The sequence below is a fragment of the Cohnella hashimotonis genome (assembly GCF_030014955.1).
Lineage (GTDB): Bacteria > Bacillota > Bacilli > Paenibacillales > Paenibacillaceae > Cohnella > Cohnella hashimotonis.
Genome location: NZ_JAGRPV010000001.1, coordinates 1790698 through 1813689, shown reverse-complemented (window position 1 = coordinate 1813689; position 22992 = coordinate 1790698). Strand labels below are relative to the sequence as shown.

Annotated in this window: 19 protein-coding genes; 5 read left to right on the top strand and 14 right to left on the bottom strand. The window is 60.2% G+C overall.

Annotation, left to right across the window (positions count from 1 at the left end; genetic code table 11):
• Window positions 1-123: 123 nt before the first annotated feature.
• Both KB449_RS07015 and KB449_RS07010 read left to right on the top strand, forming a co-directional pair.
• Window positions 124-2028, top strand: a complete 1905-nt coding sequence (locus KB449_RS07015; protein WP_282907695.1) for a sensor histidine kinase — start codon at window positions 124-126, stop codon at window positions 2026-2028.
• Window positions 2029-2033: 5 nt separating this feature from the next.
• Complete coding sequence (locus KB449_RS07010) at window positions 2034-2759, top strand: response regulator transcription factor (RefSeq protein WP_282907694.1); 726 nt, start codon at window positions 2034-2036, stop codon at window positions 2757-2759.
• Here KB449_RS07010 and KB449_RS07005 read toward each other — a convergent pair.
• Window positions 2750-3676 carry a nucleoside hydrolase gene (locus KB449_RS07005; protein ID WP_282907693.1) on the bottom strand — a complete coding sequence of 309 codons (927 nt, stop codon included), beginning with the start codon at window positions 3674-3676 and terminating at the stop codon, window positions 2750-2752. The two genes, KB449_RS07010 and KB449_RS07005, sit on opposite strands and share 10 nt — an antisense overlap.
• Window positions 3677-3948: 272 nt before the next feature.
• Here KB449_RS07005 and KB449_RS07000 point away from each other — a divergent pair, with 272 nt between their 5' ends.
• Complete coding sequence (locus tag KB449_RS07000; RefSeq protein ID WP_282907692.1) at window positions 3949-4845, top strand: SDR family oxidoreductase; 897 nt, start codon at window positions 3949-3951, stop codon at window positions 4843-4845.
• Between the two features lie 75 nt (window positions 4846-4920).
• On the opposite strand, the gene KB449_RS06995 is transcribed toward KB449_RS07000, so the two are convergent.
• From KB449_RS06995 to KB449_RS06955, 9 genes are all read right to left on the bottom strand, one after another.
• On the bottom strand, window positions 4921-6267 hold the full coding sequence (locus KB449_RS06995) for an MATE family efflux transporter (protein WP_282907691.1): 1347 nt from the start codon (window positions 6265-6267) through the stop codon (window positions 4921-4923).
• Window positions 6268-6344: 77 nt separating this feature from the next.
• On the bottom strand, window positions 6345-7673 hold the full coding sequence (locus KB449_RS06990) for a glycoside hydrolase family 140 protein (RefSeq protein WP_282907690.1): 1329 nt from the start codon (window positions 7671-7673) through the stop codon (window positions 6345-6347).
• A gap of 47 nt (window positions 7674-7720) precedes the next feature.
• Window positions 7721-8374, bottom strand: coding sequence for a GntR family transcriptional regulator (locus KB449_RS06985; protein WP_282907689.1), 654 nt, complete (start codon window positions 8372-8374; stop codon window positions 7721-7723).
• Between the two features lie 566 nt (window positions 8375-8940).
• Complete coding sequence (locus tag KB449_RS06980; protein WP_282907688.1) at window positions 8941-10005, bottom strand: Gfo/Idh/MocA family protein; 1065 nt, start codon at window positions 10003-10005, stop codon at window positions 8941-8943.
• 16 nt (window positions 10006-10021) lie between these two features.
• Complete coding sequence (locus KB449_RS06975; protein WP_282907687.1) at window positions 10022-10885, bottom strand: phosphogluconate dehydrogenase C-terminal domain-containing protein; 864 nt, start codon at window positions 10883-10885, stop codon at window positions 10022-10024.
• Between the two features lie 87 nt (window positions 10886-10972).
• Window positions 10973-12394, bottom strand: coding sequence for a four-carbon acid sugar kinase family protein (locus tag KB449_RS06970; protein ID WP_350356215.1), 1422 nt, complete (start codon window positions 12392-12394; stop codon window positions 10973-10975).
• Window positions 12395-12398: 4 nt separating this feature from the next.
• The gene (locus KB449_RS06965; protein ID WP_282907686.1) at window positions 12399-13685 is read right to left on the bottom strand and encodes a ribulose-bisphosphate carboxylase large subunit family protein; all 1287 of its coding nucleotides are present in this window, start codon (window positions 13683-13685) and stop codon (window positions 12399-12401) included.
• 20 nt (window positions 13686-13705) lie between these two features.
• Window positions 13706-15622, bottom strand: coding sequence for a D-apionate lactonase family protein (locus tag KB449_RS06960; RefSeq protein ID WP_282907685.1), 1917 nt, complete (start codon window positions 15620-15622; stop codon window positions 13706-13708).
• Between the two features lie 295 nt (window positions 15623-15917).
• Complete coding sequence (locus tag KB449_RS06955; RefSeq protein ID WP_282907684.1) at window positions 15918-17813, bottom strand: PrkA family serine protein kinase; 1896 nt, start codon at window positions 17811-17813, stop codon at window positions 15918-15920.
• Between the two features lie 169 nt (window positions 17814-17982).
• On the opposite strand from KB449_RS06955, the gene KB449_RS06950 reads away from it, so the two are divergent.
• Window positions 17983-18978: a DUF2161 family putative PD-(D/E)XK-type phosphodiesterase gene (locus KB449_RS06950; protein WP_282907683.1), complete on the top strand. Its 996-nt coding sequence runs from the start codon at window positions 17983-17985 to the stop codon at window positions 18976-18978.
• Window positions 18975-19283, top strand: a complete 309-nt coding sequence (locus KB449_RS06945) for a Rieske (2Fe-2S) protein (RefSeq protein ID WP_282907682.1) — start codon at window positions 18975-18977, stop codon at window positions 19281-19283. The genes KB449_RS06950 and KB449_RS06945 overlap by 4 nt, the downstream gene beginning before the upstream one ends.
• Before the next feature lie 3 nt (window positions 19284-19286).
• On the opposite strand, the gene KB449_RS06940 is transcribed toward KB449_RS06945, so the two are convergent.
• From KB449_RS06940 to serC, 4 genes are all read right to left on the bottom strand, one after another.
• Window positions 19287-20408: an aminotransferase class I/II-fold pyridoxal phosphate-dependent enzyme gene (locus KB449_RS06940; RefSeq protein ID WP_282907681.1), complete on the bottom strand. Its 1122-nt coding sequence runs from the start codon at window positions 20406-20408 to the stop codon at window positions 19287-19289.
• A 444-nt stretch (window positions 20409-20852) separates the two neighbouring features.
• The gene (locus KB449_RS06935; protein ID WP_282907680.1) at window positions 20853-21095 is read right to left on the bottom strand and encodes an AbrB/MazE/SpoVT family DNA-binding domain-containing protein; all 243 of its coding nucleotides are present in this window, start codon (window positions 21093-21095) and stop codon (window positions 20853-20855) included.
• A 159-nt stretch (window positions 21096-21254) separates the two neighbouring features.
• Window positions 21255-21722 (bottom strand): tRNA (uridine(34)/cytosine(34)/5-carboxymethylaminomethyluridine(34)-2'-O)-methyltransferase TrmL, encoded by a 468-nt coding sequence (gene trmL, locus KB449_RS06930; protein WP_282907679.1) that lies wholly within the window; start codon window positions 21720-21722, stop codon window positions 21255-21257.
• A 126-nt stretch (window positions 21723-21848) separates the two neighbouring features.
• Window positions 21849-22937 (bottom strand): 3-phosphoserine/phosphohydroxythreonine transaminase, encoded by a 1089-nt coding sequence (serC, locus tag KB449_RS06925; RefSeq protein WP_282907678.1) that lies wholly within the window; start codon window positions 22935-22937, stop codon window positions 21849-21851.
• Between the last annotated feature and the right edge of the window lie 55 nt (window positions 22938-22992).

Here is a 22992-nt window from a genome sequence, read left to right as displayed (position 1 = left end):
AATTTTTTCCTCCATAGAATAATCGGTCCAAAACTTGTCTGAATTTAACCGCTTACATTCCCATAAGGTTGCGCTATAATTTAATTGCGTTTCGTCCAGTTTGGCATCGGGGAGTACGAGATCATGTTCAAAAGTATGAAAACGGCTTTGTTCCTGACTTATTCCTCCATTATCCTGATCGTATTCGCGATATTCGTTCTCTTTTTCAATGCCTGGTCGACCCGTCAACTCCGGGGACAGGCCATGAGCACGCTGGAGAGCTTCGGCGTCTCGATCCAGGACCAGCTCGTTCAGCAGATCGAGCAGCTAAACGGGGTTTCGCTGAACGTGATGTACTCCAATCTGGTCAAGTCGCGATTTGCCAGCTATATGTCCGACGGCAGCGGGCAAGAAACGGACAGTACGGACGGGGAAGACGCGTCCAAGGGGGCGCCGTCGTCCGATTACGGCTCGGCTTCCGCCGAGCAGCAGGAGCGCATTCGGCAGAACGACGACGCCAAGGTGCTCACGGATGCGTTGACCGCCATTATCGGGCCTTCCCGGCTCGTCGAGCAAATTTATTTGTATTCTTTTAACGGCCGTTATTACGGAACCGGCTTCGACAACCGGGAGCATGTCTATAAAAAGGAGGACACGCCGTTTATCGATCAGCTGCTGCAGCAGCAGCCCGGCAAGCTCGTCTCTGATCCGAAGCTGGATCTGCAGCTTTCCAAGTATTATTCTTCCGCGGCCGGGAGGTATTCCATCTCGCTTTACCGGCTGCTGTACGACGAGTACAACGTGCCGATCGGGGCCATCGAAGTCAAGCAATACGCCTACCGCGTGCTTGCAAGCGCCGCCGACTTCGAAAGCAACAATCCGTATCGCGGCCATATTTACGTGCTGAATCGGGACGGCGGGACCCTCTATCCGTTTGAGCACGACGACAAGCGCAGCGAAGCTTTTAGCAGCCTGATCGCCCCGTTGGACAAGGACGCCGACGCTTACCGCAGCTTTCCGTTCAAAGATCCGGTCACGGGCGAGAAGCAGCTGCTTTCGCTGCACTATTCGGCTTCGACGGGCTGGTACACGATTTTGACGACTTCCGAGAGAGACCTGTTCAGGCCGCTCAAAAAATTTACGTTTCAGCTGTTCGGAACCGCCTTCGTGCTGCTTGCGCTCGGCATCGGCCTCTCCTTCTATGCGGCCAACAAGATCACGTTCCCGATCTACCGGATCCGGCGCGCGGTGCGCAACTTTTCGTTCGAGCATATCGGGTCCAACATTATCGCCCAGCAAAAAATGAAAAGCGGCTTCATCGAGCTGGACGAACTGCACGACGCGTTCCAGCGCATGAGCGAGCGGCTGAAGCAGTCGCTGGACCACCTGCTGCTGGCCGAGGCGCAAAGCCTGCAATCGCAGCTCAACGCCCTGCAGACGCAGATGAATCCGCATTACCTGTACAACACGCTGACCAACCTTCAGGAAATGGCCGAACAGCGCATGAACGAACCGCTGATCGCGATGATCGAGCATATGTCGGACGGCTTGCGCTACATCACCTCGAAGGAACGGCAGGCACCGCTGCGGGACGAGCTGACGCACACGGTGAATTATTTGGAAATCAACAAAGTGCGGTTCGGAGACAAATTGACTTACCGGGTTGCGGTGCCCGAGGAGATGCTCGCGCAGACGGTGCCCAAGCTGGTCGTACAGCCGCTCGCCGAAAACAGCATCAAATTCGGCATGTCCCAAGCGCCGCCCTGGCGGATCGATATTATCGGCACTTTATCCGCGGCCAACTGGCAGATCGAAGTGAGGGATTACGGCAGCGGCTTCGAGCCGGACAAGCTCGCGCAGCTTCAAGAGCGACTGGCCTCGCTGGAGACGTCAAGCAACCTCCCTGCGCTCGAGCTGAACGGCATGGGGCTGCTCAACATTTATTTAAGATTGAAGCTCATTTACGGCGAAAACAGAATCTTCGAAATCCGCAACCTTCCGGAGGGCGGTGCGTCCGTACGCATCGGAGGGCTGCTGCACAAGGAGTGATCGGCATGCAGGACATTCAGTATTCAATGGTAGTCGCCGAGGACGAGGATTTGATCCGCAGCGGCCTGATCCGCAAAATCGAGCAAAGCCGCCAAAGCTTCTCCGTCGTCGGCGAAGCCACGCACGGCGAGGAAGCTTTGGAGCTCGTCAGGCGGCTGCAGCCGCAAGTGCTGGTCACGGACATTCGCATGCCCGTGATGGACGGCCTGAAGCTGATCGAAGAAGTGCACAACTACTATCCGCGCACCGCGATCGTCATCGCCAGCGGATACGCCGATTTTGAATATGCCCGGCAGGCGATGAAGTTTAACGTCAAGCACTATCTGCTCAAGCCGTTCAAGCAGCAGGACCTGGCGGACGTACTGGACGACGTCCGGGCGCAGCTGTCGAGAGAACCCATCGTCGAAGTCAATGACATCGAAAAGACCGTGCAGCGCATTCAGCAATATTTACGGGAGCATTTTCACGAGGAGATCAGCCTGGAGCAGCTCTCGAAGCAGTTCAGCTTCTCGTCCGCTTATTTAAGCAAAGTTTTTCTGAAGCACGTCGGCGAAGCGCCTTCTAAGTACATCGCCACGCTTCGGATCAATGAAGCGAAGCGACTGCTCAAGCAGCGCAAGGACCTGCCCGTCAAGGCGGTCGGCGAGCAGGTCGGATACGCCGATCCGTTTTATTTCAGCCGCATCTTCAAGCAGGCGACCGGCATGACGCCGCGCGAATATCAGAAATGAAAACCTTGCAGTTCGTGAAAAAGCTGAAGCTTGGCGTACAGATCCTCCAAAATAAACCGGGAATCGACGCTTTTGTACACCCGGATTTGCCTGCGCGCCCCGGAATGGACATAGCCCATATCCGCGCCGATCTCCGGCGCGTGCCGGAGCTCGCAATCGAAATTCTGGTCGTCGATCAGCAGGGAGACCGCCGGCGAATCGCCCATATTCCACGACTCCCCCGGCGGCCAGCGCGGCGAATGGGTGGGCAACAGATTGAATTGTTCCAGCTGTCTGAACAGGTACTCGCCGATTGTCCCCCACGGCCTCACTTTGACGGCAAGCTCTGCCAGCGAGACGCGCGGCATTTTATAGACGTCCCTCGGAACCTGCCATAGCGGGATATCGGATCCGAACACAATGTCGGCCGCGGCGATGTCGTTGCCGAGATTGAACTCCTCCCCGCCGTCCGGATAAGCGCCACCGATCCATACGGCGGTCAGCCTTCCGGCGATCTCCGGCTTGGCCTTGTAGGCCGCCGCGAGATCGGTAATCGCGCCGAGGAAGATCGCGAACAGCGGCTCTTCCGCATCGTCGCGCATCGCTTCGTCGATGATGAACTGCGCGCCTTCGTTGACGATCGGGGCTTCGTCGTTCAGCCGTCCGGCGGATCCCCGGTACACCGGGTAATCCCCGCTCATTTCCATCAACGCCAGAATTCGCTCGATCTCGTCGAACGACTGCTCCATCGACGTCTCCGTCCGTTGCGCGCCGAAATGCGTCGCCACAAAGCCGCGAATGTCCAGTTTGGGCGTCAGCAGCGCCTGTACGATCGCAAATTGGTCGTCGGCCTCATTCGCGGCATCGGTGTTCACGATGACGCGGACGCGTTTGCTCGCCGGAACCCGGTAAGGAAACCTTTCGAAAATGGCATTCACCCTGCAACTCCCCTTTCCCTGGTCAGCTTCCTGCCTTGCGCGGATATGATTATAGATCCGCTTTTATCGTTTGAAAATGCACATTCCGATTCAAATCCTGGACAAAAGTGATCTGACATGCGGAAATCGCCAGTACATTTGCGACGGCGGCAAGCCGACGGAGTTCGACGCGTAAAAACCTGTAAGTTCGCGCCAAATTCGGAGAATCGTGCGTAGAACGGCGGCGTTTGGTTTAACTTACTCCTAGAACACTATTGAAGGAGTGATAGGCCATGACGCCAACCAACCAGACGACGAGCCCGACCGAGACGCCTGCGCGTCCGTCCCATGTCCCGCCGCAGCATCAGGATCAACAACCTGGCATTCAGAGCGATATGTATCCGGCCCCCGAGGTCGAATCTCCGACATACAAAGCCGCCGGCAAGCTGCTCGGGACGGTGGCGCTTATTACGGGCGGCGACAGCGGAATCGGCCGTTCCGTCGCGATCACCTTCGCCAAGGAGGGCGCCGATGTCGCGATCCTCTACCTCAGCGAATACACCGACGCGCGCGAGACGCAGCGCCAGGTTGAGTCCGAGGGCCGGAAGTGCATCATATTGGACGGCGATGTGGGCGACCCGGCTTTTTGCAGGCAAGCGGTCGAACAGACGGTTTCCCAGCTCGGCAAGCTGGACGTACTCGTGAACAACGCGGCCGAGCAGCATCCGCAGAAGACGATCGAGGACATCACGCCGGAGCAGCTGGAAAAAACGTTCCGCACGAACGTCTTCGGCATGTTCTACCTGACGCAGGCAGCGATGCCGCATCTGAAGAAAGGCGCTACGATCATCAACACGACGTCGATTACCGCCTACCGCGGCAGCCCGGAGCTGCTCGATTACAGCTCGACCAAGGGCGCGATCGTCGCCTTCACCCGTTCGCTGTCGGGCAACGTCGTCGACAAGGGCATCCGCGTCAATGCCGTCGCGCCGGGCCCGATCTGGACGCCGCTCATCCCTTCGACTTTTGACGAACAGAAGGTAGCGCAGTTCGGTACCGACAGCCCGATGAAGCGTCCGGGACAGCCGGACGAGCTCGCGCCGGCGTATGTCTACCTCGCTTGCGAGGACTCCTCGTACGTGACGGGGCAGGTGCTGCACGTGAACGGCGGCACGGTCATCAACGGCTGATAAAAAAGCACCGTTTCCAACGAAGATCTCGAAGATCTTGTTTAGGAACGGTGCTTTTTTATGTGAATCGTGACGCTAGCCGTGCGCTTCCTTGAGCCGGACCGCGTGCCAGTCCGTCCTGTAATAACGTACGGCTACGGTCGTGCCGAGGACGGTCAGGAACGTATACAGCGCAAGCCACGCGCCCATGCTGCCCCAGTCCGCGACTTGGACGAGCAGGTACGTGAGCGGCACGAACAGCAAGAAGCTGAGCGCGAGCGACGCCCGCATCAGGAACGTCGTATCTCCGATGCCGCGCAGACCGCCCGCATAGAAATTGTACAGTCCGTCGAAGATCTGCAAATAGGCCGATACCTGGATGAGATGCGCCGCCGTCTCGTACACGAGCGGATCGTGGCTGAACATCCGCGCGATCGGAACCGCCCAGATCAGTTCTGCCGTACCAAGCAGCAGCAGGAACACGCTCCCCATCACGGCCGTATCCGTCCCCGCCCTCCGCGCGAGCAGCGGCTTGCCGCGCCCGATCTCCTGACCGACGAGGATCGTCGCCGTCGATCCGAAGGCGAACGCCGGCATGAAGCCGAACGACATGATGTTCAGCGCCACCTCGTTGGCCGCGAGCGCAGCATCCCCGAGCCGGGCGACGAACATCGTGAAGATGTACATCGACACGCTCATCGAAAATTCCATCAGACCGAGCTTGCCGCTCTCCTGGGCGACGAGCCGCAGCTCCCGCCAGTCGGGCTTCGGTACGGCACGCGTCGCGAACTTGCGATGCATCGGGCCGTAGAAAACGATCAGGCACAGCAGGAGCTGGATCGCTTCCCCGATGAGAATCGCCCAACCGGCGCCCTTGACGCCAAGTTCCGGCAAGCCGAGCGTGCCATTGACGAAGCCGTAAGTCAAGCCGATCATGATCAGATTGGAGACGATCGCCACGATCATCGAGACGCGGGTATTGCCGACGCCGCGGAAGAAGCCGTGGAACACGAAGCTGACGATGCCGAACGCCATCGCGTAGAAACGCAGCTCGAGATAGTCGGCCCCCGTTGCCACGACGTTGTCGGAGCCGCCGGTGAGCGCGAGTACGCCCTCGCTGGCCAGCCATCCCGCGAGTACGATAAGCGCGCCGATGCAGGCGCTTGCGATCAACGCCAGATAAGTCCGGCCGATCCCCTTGCGCATCTCCCCCGCCCCGTAATTTTGCGCGACGAGATAATTGACCGTATGCCCGATGCCGGAGAACAGCGCGAACACGTTGTACATGATAATGTTGGAGACGCCGACGACGGCGATGACGACGACGCCCAGATGACCGACCATAATGAGGTTGACTGTGCCGGTAACCGTCTGCGTGGCGAAAGCGAACAGCGACGGCAACGCGAGCATCATGATTTGAAGCCAGTTGCGGAATAAGGGCATTAAAATATGAACCTCTTTTGTCAGATGTTCATATAGTCTGCATCAGGCCATGGAGGAAGTCAATGGTTTCAAATGTCTCATTCATGATCCAGACATAGTATCCAGTCGTTTCCTCTTCCGCGGGAAGGCGGCGTGAAGCTCAATACGTCTTCTTTGTCGTATTCTCCAATGAAGGTGGCGTTACCCGTACGCGGGCAATACCAGGACGCCTTTACGTGCCGGCCGGGGATCTGCGACAGCACCGCTCGGACGGGCAGTCCGTTCGGACAGTAGATCAATCCGTAACCGGGGCCGCTCGTAGCCGTCATATAATTGGAACCCGTGTAATTGTCCGCGATGAGCGATTGATTCGGTACACGCGATACGAGATCCCGCGACTCCATCAGCTTGCGCAGATGCCGCATCTGCTCGGCGCCGGGACGATGGAGCGCTTCCTGCCAGCTCATGATGAAAAACGCGCCGGGCGCGTCGAATTCGACGGAGGCGTAGGCGCCGTCGCTCATCGACCAGACGGAATGATGGCCGTACGTATGGCCGAAGCCGCCTGCGAATACGGCGTAATAGGCAGCTTTTCGCACGTCCGCCTCGTCGAAGTACCCGTTGTCGGCGTTGTAGCTGCGCGGGATGTCTTCATAGCAGGGCTCCGCATCGAACGTCGGCTTTACGGGAAGCTTGGCGTAATCGGCTTGTACGAGCTTGTAATTCGTGCGTTCCCCGATATCATGCGAGGACTGGATCATATTGAAGTCGAGCCATGGTTCGTCATGGAGATGCAGCGAAGACGAGATGCCCCCGTTCGGATGGAAGGTGCGAAGATGACGCCCCTCGTCCCCTTCGGTCAAGCCCTGAGCCATCCGGTTTACGATTTCAAAATGACGTCTTGCATACAGCGGACGGTCGCCGCCGAGCACCCATACGATATTCGGCTCGTCCTTGTACCGGTCGCCGAGCCAGCGTCCGTAAGCATAGGCATTGTCCGGCGTGAAAATATCCGGCCCCTTGCCCCACATCTGATTGAACTTGTCCCCCCAGGTCGGCAGCAGCGCGATATAGATGCCCAGCTCCGCAGCCAGACGGACGACGGCATCGACATGGTCCCAATAGGAATATTCGCCTGCCGTGTCCGGCTGCGAAGGATCGGCAGCGCCGTCGCCTAGGAACGTCAATGGCTTGCGCCCGTATGCGTTGCTCGTCGTGACGCCTTCGAACTCGGCCAGCGCGACGGCCTGCACCACATTGTACGACTGTGCGGCTCTAGTGCGCAGATACAGCTCCGCTTCCTCCAGGTTCAGCTTGTGGAACAGCTCCCAGGCGGTATCCCCCAGCCAAAAGAAGGGCTTACCGTCTTCCGTCGTTAAAATACGTCCGTTGTCGCCGACTCGCAGCGCTTGCATTGCCGTGCTCATCCGTTAACATCCTCCCCGACATGCCGCTTACGCAGCAAGGTTCCTTTTTAGTTGGTCAATACGCCTTTGCCGAACGCCAGATGTTCCTGAATCAGCCGCCTGCACTGATCGGCGTCCCCGCCGGCCAGCGCGCGATAAATATCCAGGTGGTCCTGATAAGCGGCCTGCATCCGGTTCGGCACCCGGCGAATAATGCGAAGCGCGAAGCGGTACAGATGCGCCTGATACATCGTCATCACCGCATGAATCTCTTCGTTGCCTGACAATCGGCTCAGGAGCAGGTGAAATTCAGAGTCCGCCCGGGTGAAGCCGGTCTCGTCTTCTTCGTCGGCCGTCCGCTTCTGCAGCTCGAGATTTTGCTCGAGCAGGGCGGCCTCCTGCGGTTTGAGGCGTCCGGCCAGCTGTTCGCATATATACAGCTCGAGCACCATCCGCAATTCAAAAATATCACGGACCTTGTCGATCGCCAGATCCTTGACGAGGATGCCCTGCTTGGGCGACACCTGCACGAAGCCTTCGGCCTCCAGACGGTCGAGCGCCGACTTGATCGGCGTCTTGCTCATGCCGAGAAAATCGATCAGCTTGCGCTCCGACAAAAAGGCGCCCGGCGGAAACAGTTCATTTAAAATGGCCTCGTGAATTTGCCTGTAGGCACGTTCCTTCATCAACTCGGCCGGCTTTTGTACGTTTGAATCGGTCACTGAAAATCAACCGCCCTTATGCGTGATCTTATTGCAACCCTATTTTAACATCCGGGTCGGGTTCGGTCCCCTTCCAGGTTCGGCCCGCGAGGCTTACAATGCCGCGAAGAGCGAGGTCCAAAAGATTGCCCCAGGCGCGATAGCGGCACGCTTTGCCGCTATGCCCGCCCAAGTCGCAGCCCCAGGCGCGATAACGGCACGCCTTGCCGCTATGCCGGCCCAAGTCGCAGCCCTAGGCGCAATAGCGGCATGCTTTGCCGCTATGCCCGCCCAAGCCGCGGCCCCAGGAGAAATAGCGGCATGCTTTGCCGCTATGCCGGCCCAAGTCGCAGCCCTAGGCGCAATAGCGGCATGCTTTGCCGCTATGCCCGCCCAAACCGCGGCCCCAGGAGAAATAGCGGCATGCTTTGCCGCTATGCCCGCCCATGCCGCAGCCCTAGGCGCAATAGCGGCACGCCTTGCCGCTATGCCCGCCCAAGCCGCGGCCCCAGGCGCGATAGCGGCATGCTTTGCCGCTATGCCCGCCCAATTCGCGGCCCCAGGCGCAATAGCGGCATACCTTGCCGCTATGCCTGCCCCAACCGCGCCCCTGCCGCCGGATCGTGAACGACTTCGTGCCGCTCCGCGCTCCGATACACGGCGAATATCAGATTCAGCGTCTTCAGGTTGTCCTCGCCGCTCGTCTGGAAGGGATGTCCGTCGTTGAGCCGGTCGATAAAATGCGATTGGAGCCTGAAGTGGCTCTCCGCATGGTCAAGCTCCGTCCGCTCGGCCACGATCGTCTCCGCGCCGCGCTGGTCGATCAGGGCGATTTTGCCATCGACATAAAGCTTCATCGTCCCGCGCTCGCCTTCGATGACGATCTGCTCGCGATGCTCGGCCAGTACCTGCTCCGCGGGCGGTCCGTCCAGCTCCCGCCGGGTCGCCCAGCTCATGTCCATGACGACGTAAGCGTCGTCGTAGCCGAGCGTCACGATGCCCGAATCTTCGCCGGCGATATGCGGGCTGATCCGAAGCGTCTCCGCGTACAACCGACTCGGATCGCCGAAGAAGAAACGGAGGGTGTCGAACCAGTGCGCGCCCATCTCGTAGAAGAGCAACCTGGGCATTTCGCGAAAAAAGGGCTGTGGCAGCGGAACCCCTGGCGCCATCCGGGACGTGTAGTAGTCCGTATGGATATACCTGCCGACCTGGGGCCGGCCGATCGTCCCTTCATCGAGCGCCCGCTTGATGATCTGATTCGGCTGCAGCCATCGCCAGTTCTCGGTCACCATCAGCCGGATGCCGCATTCCGCGGCGATCCGTACCATTTCCTCGGCTTCCTCCGGGGTGGACGCGAACGGCTTCTGGCACATGATATGCTTGCCCGCGCGCGCGGCGCGCGTAACGAGCTCGAGATGCGTCTCCGGACCGGTGACAATGTCCACGATATTCACGTCGTCGCGGGCGAAAAAGTCGTCCAGACTCGTATACAAGGATGAAGCCGGAACGCCGAATTCCGCTCCCCGCTGCTCCAATTTCCCCCGGCCCCTGTTGCATAAGGCTGCGATCTCTACGCCGGGAATCCGCCGCCACGCCGCAAGATGATTCACGGACCAGTACCCGGTGCCGATCAATCCGACCTTCCACATCGACATCGCGCTCCTCTCAATGCTGCCCAGCGATCGCGTCCAGCTTTTCCGGGTGCAGCATCACGTCGATCTGCTCGCGCACCTGCTCCGGCTCGAACAGGCGCTCCCAGCCGTCCTTGAGCCAATAACGGCGTCCGTATTCCATCGCGACAAGGCAAGCGTCGGAGAAGGGGTTGCCCGCTTCGCCGAAGGCGATCGCCAGCTCGATCTGGATATGGCCGAGCATAAAGTCCCGCGCCGCCTCCTGCGGCACCCCGCGACGAACCGCCTCGTCCATCGCCTGACGCAAAAACATCGCGGCTGCGGCGCCGATCGTCTCCGCCATCGTCGGCTCGAGCATCGCCATCTGCTCCACGTTGATGCGGTGCACGCGCAGAATCGGCGCGTACATGTCGCGGACGATGCCTTCGCCAAGCGCATAATGCGCCTCCGGTCCCTGCATCAACGCGCATACGACCGCCTGCCTGGCATGGATGCCGCCAAAGTAATCCTTGCGTGCGGCCGGCTCCGTCTCGTCGTTGAACACGGGAGGATGACAGGGGTGAGCCACATAATAGGTCACATCGCTCCGCTCCGGCAGATGTCCCATATAGGCCGCCGCGGGATCGAGCACGATCAGCATGGCGCCCGCTTTCATCAGCGGCACGACGACAGCGGACACTGTCCCGATGGCGACGTCGGGGACGGCTAGAATGACCGCGTCCGCCGCCTGCACCGCCTCGTTCTGGGGCGTAGCGGTCAGGCCGCGGGCGCTCAGGTTTTCCAGACCGCGTTCGCTGATCTCCACGTATTTCATAGCGTAATCGCCGTTCTTCAAGTTGTCCGTAATCCGGCAGCCCATCTTCCCGCCCGCTCCGATTAACGCGATTGTCGTTGCCATCTGACACACTCCTTAGAATAAGAGATCTATGAAACCATATGAATGATGAAAGGAATTGCCCGGCTCGAAAAGCGCGGCATCTTCCGCCTATTTGCCCTCCAGCACGCGGACAAAATAATCCGCCTTGCCTACCTGGCCGCCCTTAAGCGCCAGCTCGACGCCGTTGAATCGGTCGTCCTTGGCGTAGCCCCGGCACAGCGGACCGCCGGGCGCGATCGGCATCAGGCATTCGAGCGCATAGATGCCAAGCTCTCGCATGACAAAGCCCGACGTATCCCCGCCCGCCACCAAAAACCTTTGCAGCCGGTTGTCCGCGACGACTTCGCGGGTCAGCCGCCCGAGCTGCTCGCCGATCAGCTTGCCCGTATCGGATGCGGCATGGCCGGTCCCCGCCAGCTTTTCTCTCGTCGCGCCGATGGCCAGATCCTCGGCACCGAGCGCCGTATATAGAAGCGGGCTGCGGCCTTCGCGCAGCAGCGCGTTCGCTTGCTCGGTCAATCTGCGCCGCTCCTGATCCGCCGTCGCCGGATCGACGAGCTTCTCCGCCTGAATCGGTACGGGAGCGAATCCGGCGGCGATCGCGTAGCGGATCTGCGACTCCGTCGTCGGCGAGCAGCTCCCCGAGACGACCAGCAGGCGGTCGACGGCCCCCCGCGGCTGCAGCATCCCGGTATCGGGGGCTGCGAGACCGACCTCCCGCCAGTGCGCGACGAGCGCGTATTCGACGCCGGACGAACCGAATACGACACGATTATCCCCTTGCCCGGCAGCTTCCCAGATCAGCTCGCCGGCGCGCTTGAGGCGCTCTTCGTCGAGCACGTCGTACAGGAGGATGTCGGGCCGCTCCGCCAGTCGCTCCGCCAGCCTGCTTCGGACGCGCGCCCCGTCTCCTGCCAGGTCTAAAATATCCATCAGGCCGATCGTCTTGTCCGTCTGACGCGACAGATGGACGCGCAGATCGGCTTCGTCCATCGGCGTGACCGGATGGCGCGACATCGTCGGATGCAAATCGAGCCGGTAGGTCTGCGCGCCTACGCCGGCAAAGTGATTGCCGAAGACGGTATACCGCCTAAGCTCGGGAACGCCGACCAGCAGCGGCACGCAGCGCTGCGCCGGGCAGACGGCCGAGGCAAGTTCGATCGCCCTTCCGATGCTGCCGACCTCCGGCGACGAATCGAAGGTCGAGCATATTTTATAGTGGACGAGCGGAGTCGGGATGGCCCGCAGCCGCTCGAAGATGGGCTCCAGCTCACGCTGCATCTCGGCGGGGCTCATCGCCCGGCTTACGCCCGCCACGCCAAAGGCCCGGACGTCCGGAAATTCGGCGGCAAGCGCTTCCGGCGCAGGCGGCTCCAGGAAAAGCACCGTCCTCACTCCGTTCAGCGCCAAAGCCTCCATCACGTCCGTCGAGCCCGTAAAGTCGTCCCCGTAAAAAGACAGCAGCAGGCCGGCAGCCTGATAACGCTCCTGCCCATACTCCTGTAGCCGCTCCTGTTTGCGTCCCATCATGGCTCTATCCCTCTTTCTCCGCCTGCGCGACTTGCGGTCTGCCGAATTTGTCGAGCGCCCGCCGCAGCTCCGGATGCGACCGGGCGTAGTCTTCGGCGCTTACGTCCTGCCGGGCCGCTTCCCAGGCCTGCCTCATGCTGCGCACGCCGGCAGCCGGTCCGTCCGGATGCGCCATGATGCCGCCACCGGCCACGTTCAGCAGGTCGCACGTGCCGAGCGCCCGATAGGTCTCCGCGGCGGTGACCGCGGATTGGCCCGAGGAAAGCACCGGCACCGCTTCGTAGCCGCCAAGCAGCGGCTCGCGGATCGCCTCGACCGAGCGGATGACGGACGCGTTGCTCTCGTAAAACTTGCTGTTCAGCGCATTGACATGCAGGTGGTCGGCTCCCGCGAGCCTGCACAGCTTCTGATACGCCGGAAACGCCATGCCAAGCATCGGATGCCGGGTCATCATGCCCCATTGATTGCGGTGGCCGTGGATCGGCAGCTGGCTGTAGCGGTTCAGCGCGGCCAGGCCTGCGAGTCCGATGCTCTGTATGCTGACCATGATGCAGGTGCCGCCGGCCTCGAGCACGAGATCGTGACGACGCCGCAGCTCGTCGATGTCCCCGGTAATGTTAAAGGCATACATCGTCTTGCGTCCGGTCCGGTCCGCGACGCGCTCGATCTCTTCCATGACGGCCTTGACCTTGCGTTCGAACGGCGCAAACAGCGGGCTCGCGTTCAGCTCGTCGTCCTTGATGAAGTCCAGTCCCGCCTCGGCCAACCCTCTTACGGTCGCGCCGAGTTCCTCGATCGTCAGCCCGATGCTCGGCTTCACGATCGTTCCTATGATCGGACCGTCGTAGACGCCTGCCAGCCTGCGCGTGCCCGCCATCCCGAACTTGGGCCCCGGATAAGCCTCCACGAATTCATCCGGCAAGGTCAGATCGATCAAGCGCAGTCCCGAAAATTCCTGCAGCTCGTACAGGTTGCCGGCGACGGTTGCCATCAGATTCGGTATGGACGGTCCAAAGTTAGCGTACGGAAAATCGAGCGTCACCTCGCAGCGGTAGTAGTCTCCGTTATGCCCCGCCGGCACGGTGGCGCCAGGCAGCGAAGGCTCGCGGACGATCTCCAGTAGCCGGACGGAGACGATCCGGGCGGCGCTGCGTGCCTTCACCTCGTCCGTCTCTCCCGGCACGGCGACGAAGGTTCCGGTCGATTGCTCGCCGGCCATAATGGCAGCGGCGCGCTGCGGCTCGTGCGGCGTTTCGATTAAATAAGTCGCGCGGACAAAGGATTGCTGCACCCGCGTTTCACCCTCTTTTCTTAAGTATCGATATCGCGGCTTTTCTCAAAATCCACACATATGCACGCATAAGGTGCCAGTATTCTGCTAACTCTGCGGTCGACCGTCACTTCCGGACGCTGTTCCTTTATCGCTTCGACAGTCGCCGAAGCGCGACTGCCCGTTGAAGCGACATCGTTCGAATCGTAAGAGACCTCGGACCGGAACGCATAGGAATCTCCTGCGTCGATCTCTACGGCCCGAGGCGCAGCCGTCGTATTGGACAGCAGCAGGCGAAGCCGACCGTCGATCGTCCGAAGCGCCAGAACGGCGACGTCCTCGGACGAACGGCCGACGGACAGCACGTCGGCGCCGGGCATCCGCATGAGGTCCCGCAATAAGAAGTAAAGCGGACTTGCCTTGCCGCCGCATACCAGTCCAAGCGGGCCTGACGTCTCGAAATAAGTGAGCGCGCGCACCTGCGGTGCGCACAGCGCCGAGACGCTCGCCAGCGTCCATGCCGCGCCGAACGCCCCGTGTTGTCTCGGGTCCGTCCGCTCCGAGAGTGGTATCGCCCCGCCGCCGCTCGTCGCGTTCGGATTAAGACGAGGCTTGAAGGTGATCGGTCCGATATAGAGCGGCTTCCCGGACTTGGCTGCGGCGTCGATCGCCGTCTCCCGCTGCGCAGCCGGCGTCTCCATCAAGGAACGATCGTCGAAGGCATGCACTTGCGGATTGATCGTATAGACAGCCAGTTCCATCTCTTGCAGCGGCAGGGCTGCGCGATTGAACTCCGCATAATAAGCGCGCGTACCGCCGCCGACGGGCAGCGACAGACCGGCATTCGCAAGCGCTTCCCGGACACGTTGCAGTGCAGCCGCATCCGTCGTAAACGTACCGGACGCATACGGAAGGATTCGCAAGACCGGCATCGGCTGTCCGGTTCCGTCGCCAGCGATCAGCCGGACGAGCTCCGATAGCCGCTCCTTGCCGCCGTCCAGCAGCAGTTCCAGCGTCAAGCCGCATTCGTATCGGGCTGCTGCGGCAGCTGCCGACCTCAGCGATGCGCGCCACCCGTCTTCGCCGAGGTCGAGCGAAACGTGCAGGTGCGCCGGCCGCAGCTGCTCCAGCAATGCGGCAGAGGCTTCATCCGGCACCTCTTCGGCCATCGCGAGCCCGATATCCGGAAGTCGGCACACGGCCGCTCGATCTGCATTAATCCGGACGGCTGCGTCCTGTACCTGCTTGCCGATACCGGCCCGGATGCCTCGCGGCCGATCATTCGCGCTGCCGCCGTCAGACCCGGTTTCGGTTTGGGCGACCTCGATGATCACGGATTGCGTCAGCCGCTGCCCCGCCTCCATCCGGACCGGGAAGGGGAGATCCAGCGGCGTGCAATAGGTTTTGAAAGAGGCGTCCGTCCAGTTCCGTTGATCCTCCATTTCGAACAGGTCCCCGTTGAAGGTCGTATCCACCCGCAGGCCGGGGAGCGGCTCGAATTCGATTCCCTGCATCGCCTTGTACGGCTGATTCGGCGAGATCGCGCCCGGAAAGGCGCCGTGCACGAGTCCCCCTTCCGTCCGGACGACCGCCGGCAAGCCGGCGAAGGTCATCGGATGCAAGAGGCAGAAGCCGATCCGGTTTTTCAGGAAAGAGGTACGGGCGACGCCGTCGAAGTCGAAGCGGAGCCGATCCGGACGCATCGCGATAAAGCCGCTCCATTCGAAGTCAATATCGCCTTGAACGTGACGGCTGACAAAACGAAGCGTCCACTCGTCCGTGGATTTTGTCGATCGAACATCCGACAATCGCGGCTCGACGGTCCCCCAATTCCGATCTCTAACCGCTGCATACAAGCCTCGTACGATTTCCGTGCCGCCATACGTAATCGCGCGCAACCCGCCGTTCTCGAACGCAGCTTGCATGGGCCCCATTTTCAAAAAAGCGGAAGGCTTCACCTCGGCGCCACCTCTTGAACCATTTTAAAATCTATCTTAGATCTTAGTTAGATCATAGTAGCTCCGCGCGATTCCGTCAACAGTCGTCTTCCGCTTTCTTTCGCAGCAAGGCGATAGAATGGCGTGGATGCAGGGCCGATTACGTCAAACGTCCGACCGGCTCCGGGCGCACCGATCGCGCGCTGGCCTGAAAGACAAATCGCCAATTTTCGCCGCCCGAGTCCGGAGAACACCATAAAAAAAATCCTGCCGGAGGCAGGATCGGCGATGCGGTATGAAAATGGGGGCGTTGCGATCAGCGGTTCAGCAGACTGCCGACGTAACGCAGCAGCTCGTTGGCGCTGGCGGTCGTGTAGCCGTGCTCTTCGACAAGGCGGTTGATGACCTCGTTGATGCGCTTCAGCTGATTTTCGTCCGGCGTCTTGGTGGAGGTCGTAATCTTGACGATATCCTTGAGGTCGGCGAACAGCTTTTTCTCGATCGCTTCGCGCAGGCGCTCGTGCGTGCTGTAGTCGAACTTGCGTCCTTTGCGCGAATAAGCGGAGATGCGGATCAGAATCTCTTCGCGGAACGCCTTTTTCGCGTTTTCGGATATGCCGATCTGCTCCTCGATGGAGCGCATGAGGCGCTCGTCGGGATCCATCGATTCGCCCGTCAACGGATCCTTGATTTTTTGCCAGTTGCAGTAGGCTTCGATATTGTCGAGATAGTTCTCGAACAAGGTGCGCGCCGATTCCTCGAACGAGTAGACGAACGCCTTCTGCACTTCTTTCTTCGCCAGCGCGTCGTATTCCTTGCGCGCGACGGAGATGAAGCCTAAGTACCGCTCGCGTTCCTCCTTCGTAATCGAAGGATGCTGATCGAGTCCGTCCTTGAGCGCGCGCAGCACGTCGAGGGCATTGATGTATTCCTGGTCCTGCTTGATCAGGGCGCTGGAGATGCGGTTGATGACGTAGCGAGGGTCGATGCCCGACATGCCTTCGTCGTTGAACTCGTTTTGCATTTCCTTCAGGTCCGCGTCCTTGAAGCCTTCGACCTCTTCGCCGTCGTAAAGCCGCATCTTTTTGACCAGGTCCATGCCCTGCTTCTTGGATTCCTTGAGCCGCGTCAGGATGCTGAAGATGGCAGCGGCCCGCAGCGCATGCGGCGCAATATGGATGTGGCTCATATCGGACTGGCCGATCAGCTTGCCGTAGATTTTCTCCTCGTCGCTTACGCGCAGGTTGTACGGTACCGGCATGACGATCATCCGCGACTGCAGCGCCTCGTTTTTCTTGTTGGCGATAAACGTCTTGTACTCCGATTCGTTCGTATGCGCCACGATGAGCTCATCGGCGCTGATGAGCGCGAACCGGCCCGCCTTGAAGTTGCCCTCCTGCGTCAGCGACAGCAGATTCCACAGGAACTTCTCGTCGCACTTCAGCATTTCCTGAAACTCCATAAGACCGCGGTTCGCTTTGTTGAGCTCGCCGTCGAAGCGGTAGGCGCGCGGATCGGACTCCGAACCGAACTCGGTGATGGTCGAAAAGTCGATGCTGCCCGTCAAGTCCGCAATGTCCTGCGACTTGGGGTCGGACGGGCTGAACGTGCCGATGCCGGTGCGCGTATCTTCTGACAGAAACACGCGCTCGACCGGGAAAGACTCGATATCGCCACCGTATTCGCTGCGCAGCCGGAGCGCGCAGGACGGGCAGAGATTGCCCTCGATGCGGACGTTCAGCTCCTTTTCAAAGTCAGGCCGAAGCTCGCTGGGCACCAGATGAAGCGGCTCCTCGTGCATCGGACAGCCCTGCAACGCGAAAACCGCTCCCCTTTCCGTTCTCGAATATTGCTCCAGCCCTCTTTTCAGCAGCGTGACGATCGTGGACTTGCCTCCGCTGACCGGTCCCATGAGCAGCAGGATCCGCTTGCGGACGTCGAGCCGTCTGGCCGCGGAATGAAAATACTCTTCGACCAGCCGCTCGAGCGTACGATCGAGGCCGTAAATGTCGTTTTCAAAAAACTTGTACTTCTTGACGCCGTTCTGCTCTTCCACACCGTGGGAGACGATCATGTCGTATACCCTGGAATGCGCGGTCATCGCAGGTACGGGGTCGTTTTTCAGCAATTCGATATAGTCGCGAAATGATCCCGTCCACGTCAACCTCTCGCTAGCAGTCCGGTACTCGGCGAGCCGCTTGAAGATGTCCATGCCGCTATCCTCCCTGTCTCTTCCGTCTCTCTATCGGTGTGACCATTCATCGTCTTCGCAACGTACTCTATACCTATGCGGGGAGGTGGACGAATTTGCCCCGAAAACGGGATGAAAATAAATGACCGTGCTATAATGTGTGAATCAAGCGGCGAACGGGGGAATCGGCATGGCGGTCAAATACGAGACGGAGCTGTATCCTGCGCTCAAAGCGTTCTGGACGGCGAGGGGCTACGAGGTCAAAGCGGAGATCAAGGGCTGCGACCTGGTCGCGCTCCGGCATGGCGAATCGCTGCCCGTCATCGTCGAGATGAAAAAAACGTTTACGCTCGCCCTGCTGCTGCAAGGCCTGGATCGTCAGCGCACTGGCGCCGCCGTATGGCTCGCCGTCGAGCGCAACCGGGTCAAGAAGGGGGCGCATAACCAGCGCTTCGGCGAGATTTCGGATCTGTGCCGCAGGCTCTCTCTCGGCTTCATGACGGTGACCTTTTACAAAACCAAGCGGCCGGTTATCGAGGTATGGTGCGAGATCGGCGCCCCGCCGGCCGGAGTAATTCCGACTGGAGGCGTCTCGCCCGCCGTCGCCGAGAACGCGGCCGAGCGCTACGCGGCATCGGCCGTTCCGCTTCTGCCGGCCGCCGCGCCGACGGCCAGGTCCGGCGGCCGGCGCAAGGGCGCCGCCAAGCTGCTCAAGGAATTCGCGGGACGCAGCGGCGATTACAATATCGGCGGCAGTACGAAGCGCAAGCTCGTCACGGCTTACAGGGAGCGCGCGCTCCAATGCGCGCTGGCGCTCCGCTGCGCCGACGCGCCTGCGCTAGCCCCGAGGCAGGTCGGCGCGCTCACCGGCGTCGCCGATCCGGGCCAGCTGCTGCGCAGCAACTATTACGGCTGGTTCTCCAAGACAGGCCGCGGGCTGTACGCGTTGACGCCGGCCGGTCATGCCGCGTTGCTTGAATATCGTGAAGCGGTATCGTATTGGACGACCCTGTTTCCGTGGGCCGGTGCCGCTGCCGCAGATGCCGCTGAGCGGACGGAGTCCGGCGCGGAGGCTGCCGAAGCTGAATCCGCCGAACGGTTAGATGCCTTAGAAGACGAAGCAGCCATAAATGCCGACGCGCTTGAATCGGCTATCTACTATATAGAGGAGTTGCAGCGCACATGACCGATTCGCGCATTCTGCTCGGTTCCGCCGAGATGTTCGACGGCTCGCCTTTATCGTTGGAGCTGGACGGCACGCCTTACTGGCTGACGAAGGACGAGGAAGGACGCCTGCTGCTCCTTCTCTCGTTTTGTCCGCATGCCGGCGGAGAGGTGCTGCTTGCCGACGGCGATTTTTACTGTCCGCTCCACTATTGGACGTTCGACGGACGCTCCGGCGCGTGCACGAACCGCGGCGACGAGCGCCTCATGCGCCGCAACGTCGAACTCGTCGACGGCCAGCTATACGCGATCGGCTCCGATTACTGAGCTTTATCCCGATCTTCCCGTAAAAGCCTCGATCGTCTGGCGCAGCCGCTTGACGCCCTCCGTGATTTCCCGCTCATCCGAATGAACAGGCGTCAGGCGCAGCCGCGATCGATCCGCCGCCGTCGCGTAATAACCGGCCCCCGGCTGGAACAGTACGCCTTCGAGCCATGCCGCCTTCAGCAGCGGCTCGCCCTCCAATCCGTCCGGGAGCTTCAGCCAGGCGTGGCTCCCCGCTTCGGGCTGCTTGCAGATCAAGCCCGGAATTCCAGTCTGCGCGATTTGCTCCGCAAGCAAGGCGTGTCGCGTCCGATAGATGAACCTTAGCGTCTCGAGCGCCGGGATCGGAGACGATTCGCTCCAATAACGAAGCAGTGCCTCGCGGTTGTCCAGCGCATCCCGCTCGCGGTCCGGTCTTCTCGCAGGAGGAAGGGGTATGAATGTCCGGTCGGCCTCGGTCCACCCGGTCCATTGAAGCCACCCGAGGCGCATGCCTGACACGAGTCCGGACGGCAGGCCGCCGATGACCGCGGTCGGCCCGGCTTCTTGACCATCCGCCAGGTTTGCCGTCCAGTCGCAGGTCAGACTTTGCCGCTCGTCGAGAACGAGCGCTACGCCGGCTTGCGCGCACAGTCTTAACAGCGCGGCGCGCCGTTCGTCGCTCCACCTGCAGCCCGCCGGATCCGAGCAGGTCAGGGATACATAGACGGCGCGCGGCTTCACGGCGGCGATGGCGTCCGACAACGCTTCCGGATTCATACCCTCCGTGCCGCCCGGCACCTCGAATACGGCCGCGCCCGCCCGGGCGAACAGCTGCAATGCCGTACGGCTCGTGGGACGCTCGACCAGCACCGCATCGCCCGGCCGCAGCAGCTCCTTCGTCGTCAATCTGAGCGCTTCGTCCGCGTCATCCGTAAGGAGCCATTGTCCCGGGTCGTCCGCAGGCTGCCAATAAGGACCGAGCTGGCCCGACAAAACGAGCGAGGAGAGCCGTTTCTCCGTTTCCTGCCGGCGCAGTCTGTACGCGATCGCTTCCGCCGCCGCAGCAGACGACGCCTGGCGCTTTTCCTGCCACTCGGCTTCAGCCAACAAACCGTCCGCAGGCCAGCCGCCCATCCAATTGATCATGGCCCCCATCTCCAATCGCTTCCGTGCGCTCGCGCGCCGGGCGTTTTGCCCACAATACAGTGTATGCTGCGCGAACGCCGTTTTTTGCGTTTTCTTTTTGGGCGGGCTTGGTTATAATAGAGGAAGTTTAGTGGAGGTGTCGAACATGTTACTGGGTATGAGCGACAAGTTCTGGATCGTCATGCTTGTATTCGCGCTGTTCATCACGGCGATGCTGACTGCCGCGTACAACGAGGACAAGACCAAAGGTCTCTGATCCCGATTTCGGACAGGCATCCGCCTCAGGCTTCGCGAAGCGGCAAGACCCCCAAGACAACTCCGCGCGAGCGGGCTGTACTGGGGGTCTTTTAATGATAGGCGTCCTGAAACGAATAAGAGCCGCTTCCGGTCCGGCACAGCTGCCGGTCGGGAAGGGCTCTCGTTAACAGTCGATGGAATTGTGAATTAGAGCGTGTTCATTTCCTTCAGGCAAGCGCCGCAAACATGGCGTTCCTTGTATTCGGTGACGTTCTCCATGGACGAGCAGAATACGCACCGCGGGCGGTAACGCTCCAGAATAATATGATCTCCCTGCACCAGAATCTCTACGGGATCTCCTTCATTCATCTGATAACGTTTACGCAGCGATTTCGGCAGCACGATCCGGCCGAGTTGGTCCACTTTTCTTACGACACCAGCAGGCTTCAAAGCAGTCCTCTCCCATTCTTTCGTTATTCATAACAAGTGCGGATTATGCCCAAGTCTTAACCTAAGGTTCGCTAACTTCCTCGACAATCCCTGCAAAAAATAGATTTTGCTTAAAATAATGCAAGAATCTTGCCGATTTATGTCGAAAAAATTAGCTTTTTAGCCTTCCAATCCAGGAAAACCGGTTTGCCTAAGCGCTTCGTACACCACGATCGCAGCGGAGTTGGCGAGATTAAGCGACCGGACCTTGTCCGTCATCGGCATGCGGATGCTCTGTCCCGGATTCTCGTCGAGGAGCGCTTGCGGCAAGCCCTTGGTTTCTTTGCCGAAGACGAACAAGTCCCCGTCCCTGTACTGCATCTCGCTGTAGCGTCGCGAGCTGCGGGTGCTGGCGTAGAAAAACCGCCCTTCGGGGAATGCGCTTCTTACCTCTCCGAATGAATCGTAATACGTGATGTTGACGGCGTACCAATAATCGAGACCCGCGCGCTTCAGCACCTTGTCGTCGGTCGAGAAGCCGAGCGGGCGCACCAGATGCAGGTGAGTGCCCGTAGCGGCGCAAGTACGGGCGATATTGCCGGTATTCGCGGGAATCTCGGGCTCGACGAGTACAATATGAAAAGGCATTCGATGCCATCCTCCTTTAGCAAATATCATCAGGCGATGCATCAGCCGATGCGAAAAAACCGCGGCGGGCGCCGCGGTTAATCCAATTCGGCCTGCTATGCATGCGTCGGCAGCAGCCGGACGTCCCTAACCGTTGGTGCGGGCAAATTCGCCCATGAAGTCCACAAGCGCCTTGACGCTGCTGAGCGGTACGGCGTTGTAGATCGAAGCGCGCAGCCCTCCGACGTCGCGGTGGCCTTTGAGTCCGATGAAGCCTGCGGCCTCGGAGTCCTTGACGAACTTCTTCTCGAGCTCTTCGCTGCCGAGTCGGAAGGTGACGTTCATGATGGAACGGCTGTCCGGATTCGCGAAGCCTTTGTAGAAGCCGCCGCTCGCGTCGATCGTCGAGTAGATGAGATTCGCTTTTTCCCGGTTCAATCGCTCTACGCCGGCGGCGCCGCCCTGCGCCTTCACCCAGTGCAAAACCTGGTTGGCCATGTAAATGGCGAACGAAGGCGGGGTATTATACAGAGAGCCGCTCTTCGCATGGGTGTCGTAACGAAGCATCGTCGGCACGGTCATCGAGGGTGCGCCGACCAGATCTTCGCGCACGATGACGATGGTGACGCCGGACGGTCCGAGATTTTTTTGCGCCCCTGCATAGATAAGTCCAAAACGAGATACGTCGACCGGCCGGCACAAAATATCGCTGGACATGTCCGCCACGAGCGGAATCTCGCCGGTGTCCGGGTATTCGGCCCACTGGGTCCCTTCGATCGTCTCGTTCGAAGTCAGATGGACGTATGCGGCGTTGTCCGGCACGCTAAGCTCGCCCGGGGACGGAATGCGCTTGTAAGCGTCCGCTTCGGAGGAGGCTGCGATCGAGACCTCGCCGAACAGCTTCGCTTCCTTGATTGCTTTGGTCGCCCAGCTGCCGGTCCCGACATAAGCGGACACCTTGTCCGGCTTAAGCAGATTCATCGGCACCATGGCGAACTGCGTGCTGGCGCCGCCTTGGACGAGCAGCACCTTGTAACCCTCGGGCACGCCCATCAGCTCGCGTACCAGCTGCTCCGTCTCATTATGTACGCGTTCGTAAATGGCGCCGCGGTGGGACATCTCCATCAGCGACATGCCGCTGTTCTCAAAATCGACAAATTGCTCCTGCGCCCGCTGCAGAACCTCTAAGGGCAAAGCGGCCGGACCCGCGTTAAAATTGTAGGCACGATTGGACATTTCATTTCCCACCTTGTAGTCGTTTCATCTTCAAACATCATAACAAAGCTGCCAG

Bases quoted from the DNA above. Each gene is read 5' to 3' on its own strand.
- KB449_RS07015 (WP_282907695.1), top strand. From the start codon at position 124: ATGTTCAAAAGTATGAAAACGGCTTTGTTCCTGACTTATTCCTCCATT.
- KB449_RS07010 (WP_282907694.1), top strand. From the start codon at position 2,034: ATGCAGGACATTCAGTATTCAATGGTAGTCGCCGAGGACGAGGATTTG.
- KB449_RS07000 (WP_282907692.1), top strand. From the start codon at position 3,949: ATGACGCCAACCAACCAGACGACGAGCCCGACCGAGACGCCTGCGCGT.
- KB449_RS06995 (WP_282907691.1), bottom strand. From the start codon at position 6,267: ATGCCCTTATTCCGCAACTGGCTTCAAATCATGATGCTCGCGTTGCCG.
- KB449_RS06990 (WP_282907690.1), bottom strand. From the start codon at position 7,673: ATGAGCACGGCAATGCAAGCGCTGCGAGTCGGCGACAACGGACGTATT.
- KB449_RS06980 (WP_282907688.1), bottom strand. From the start codon at position 10,005: ATGTGGAAGGTCGGATTGATCGGCACCGGGTACTGGTCCGTGAATCAT.
- KB449_RS06975 (WP_282907687.1), bottom strand. From the start codon at position 10,885: ATGGCAACGACAATCGCGTTAATCGGAGCGGGCGGGAAGATGGGCTGC.
- KB449_RS06970 (WP_350356215.1), bottom strand. From the start codon at position 12,394: ATGATGGGACGCAAACAGGAGCGGCTACAGGAGTATGGGCAGGAGCGT.
- KB449_RS06955 (WP_282907684.1), bottom strand. From the start codon at position 17,813: ATGGACATCTTCAAGCGGCTCGCCGAGTACCGGACTGCTAGCGAGAGG.
- KB449_RS06950 (WP_282907683.1), top strand. From the start codon at position 17,983: ATGGCGGTCAAATACGAGACGGAGCTGTATCCTGCGCTCAAAGCGTTC.
- KB449_RS06945 (WP_282907682.1), top strand. From the start codon at position 18,975: ATGACCGATTCGCGCATTCTGCTCGGTTCCGCCGAGATGTTCGACGGC.
- KB449_RS06940 (WP_282907681.1), bottom strand. From the start codon at position 20,408: ATGATCAATTGGATGGGCGGCTGGCCTGCGGACGGTTTGTTGGCTGAA.
- trmL (WP_282907679.1), bottom strand. From the start codon at position 21,722: ATGCCTTTTCATATTGTACTCGTCGAGCCCGAGATTCCCGCGAATACC.
- serC (WP_282907678.1), bottom strand. From the start codon at position 22,937: ATGTCCAATCGTGCCTACAATTTTAACGCGGGTCCGGCCGCTTTGCCC.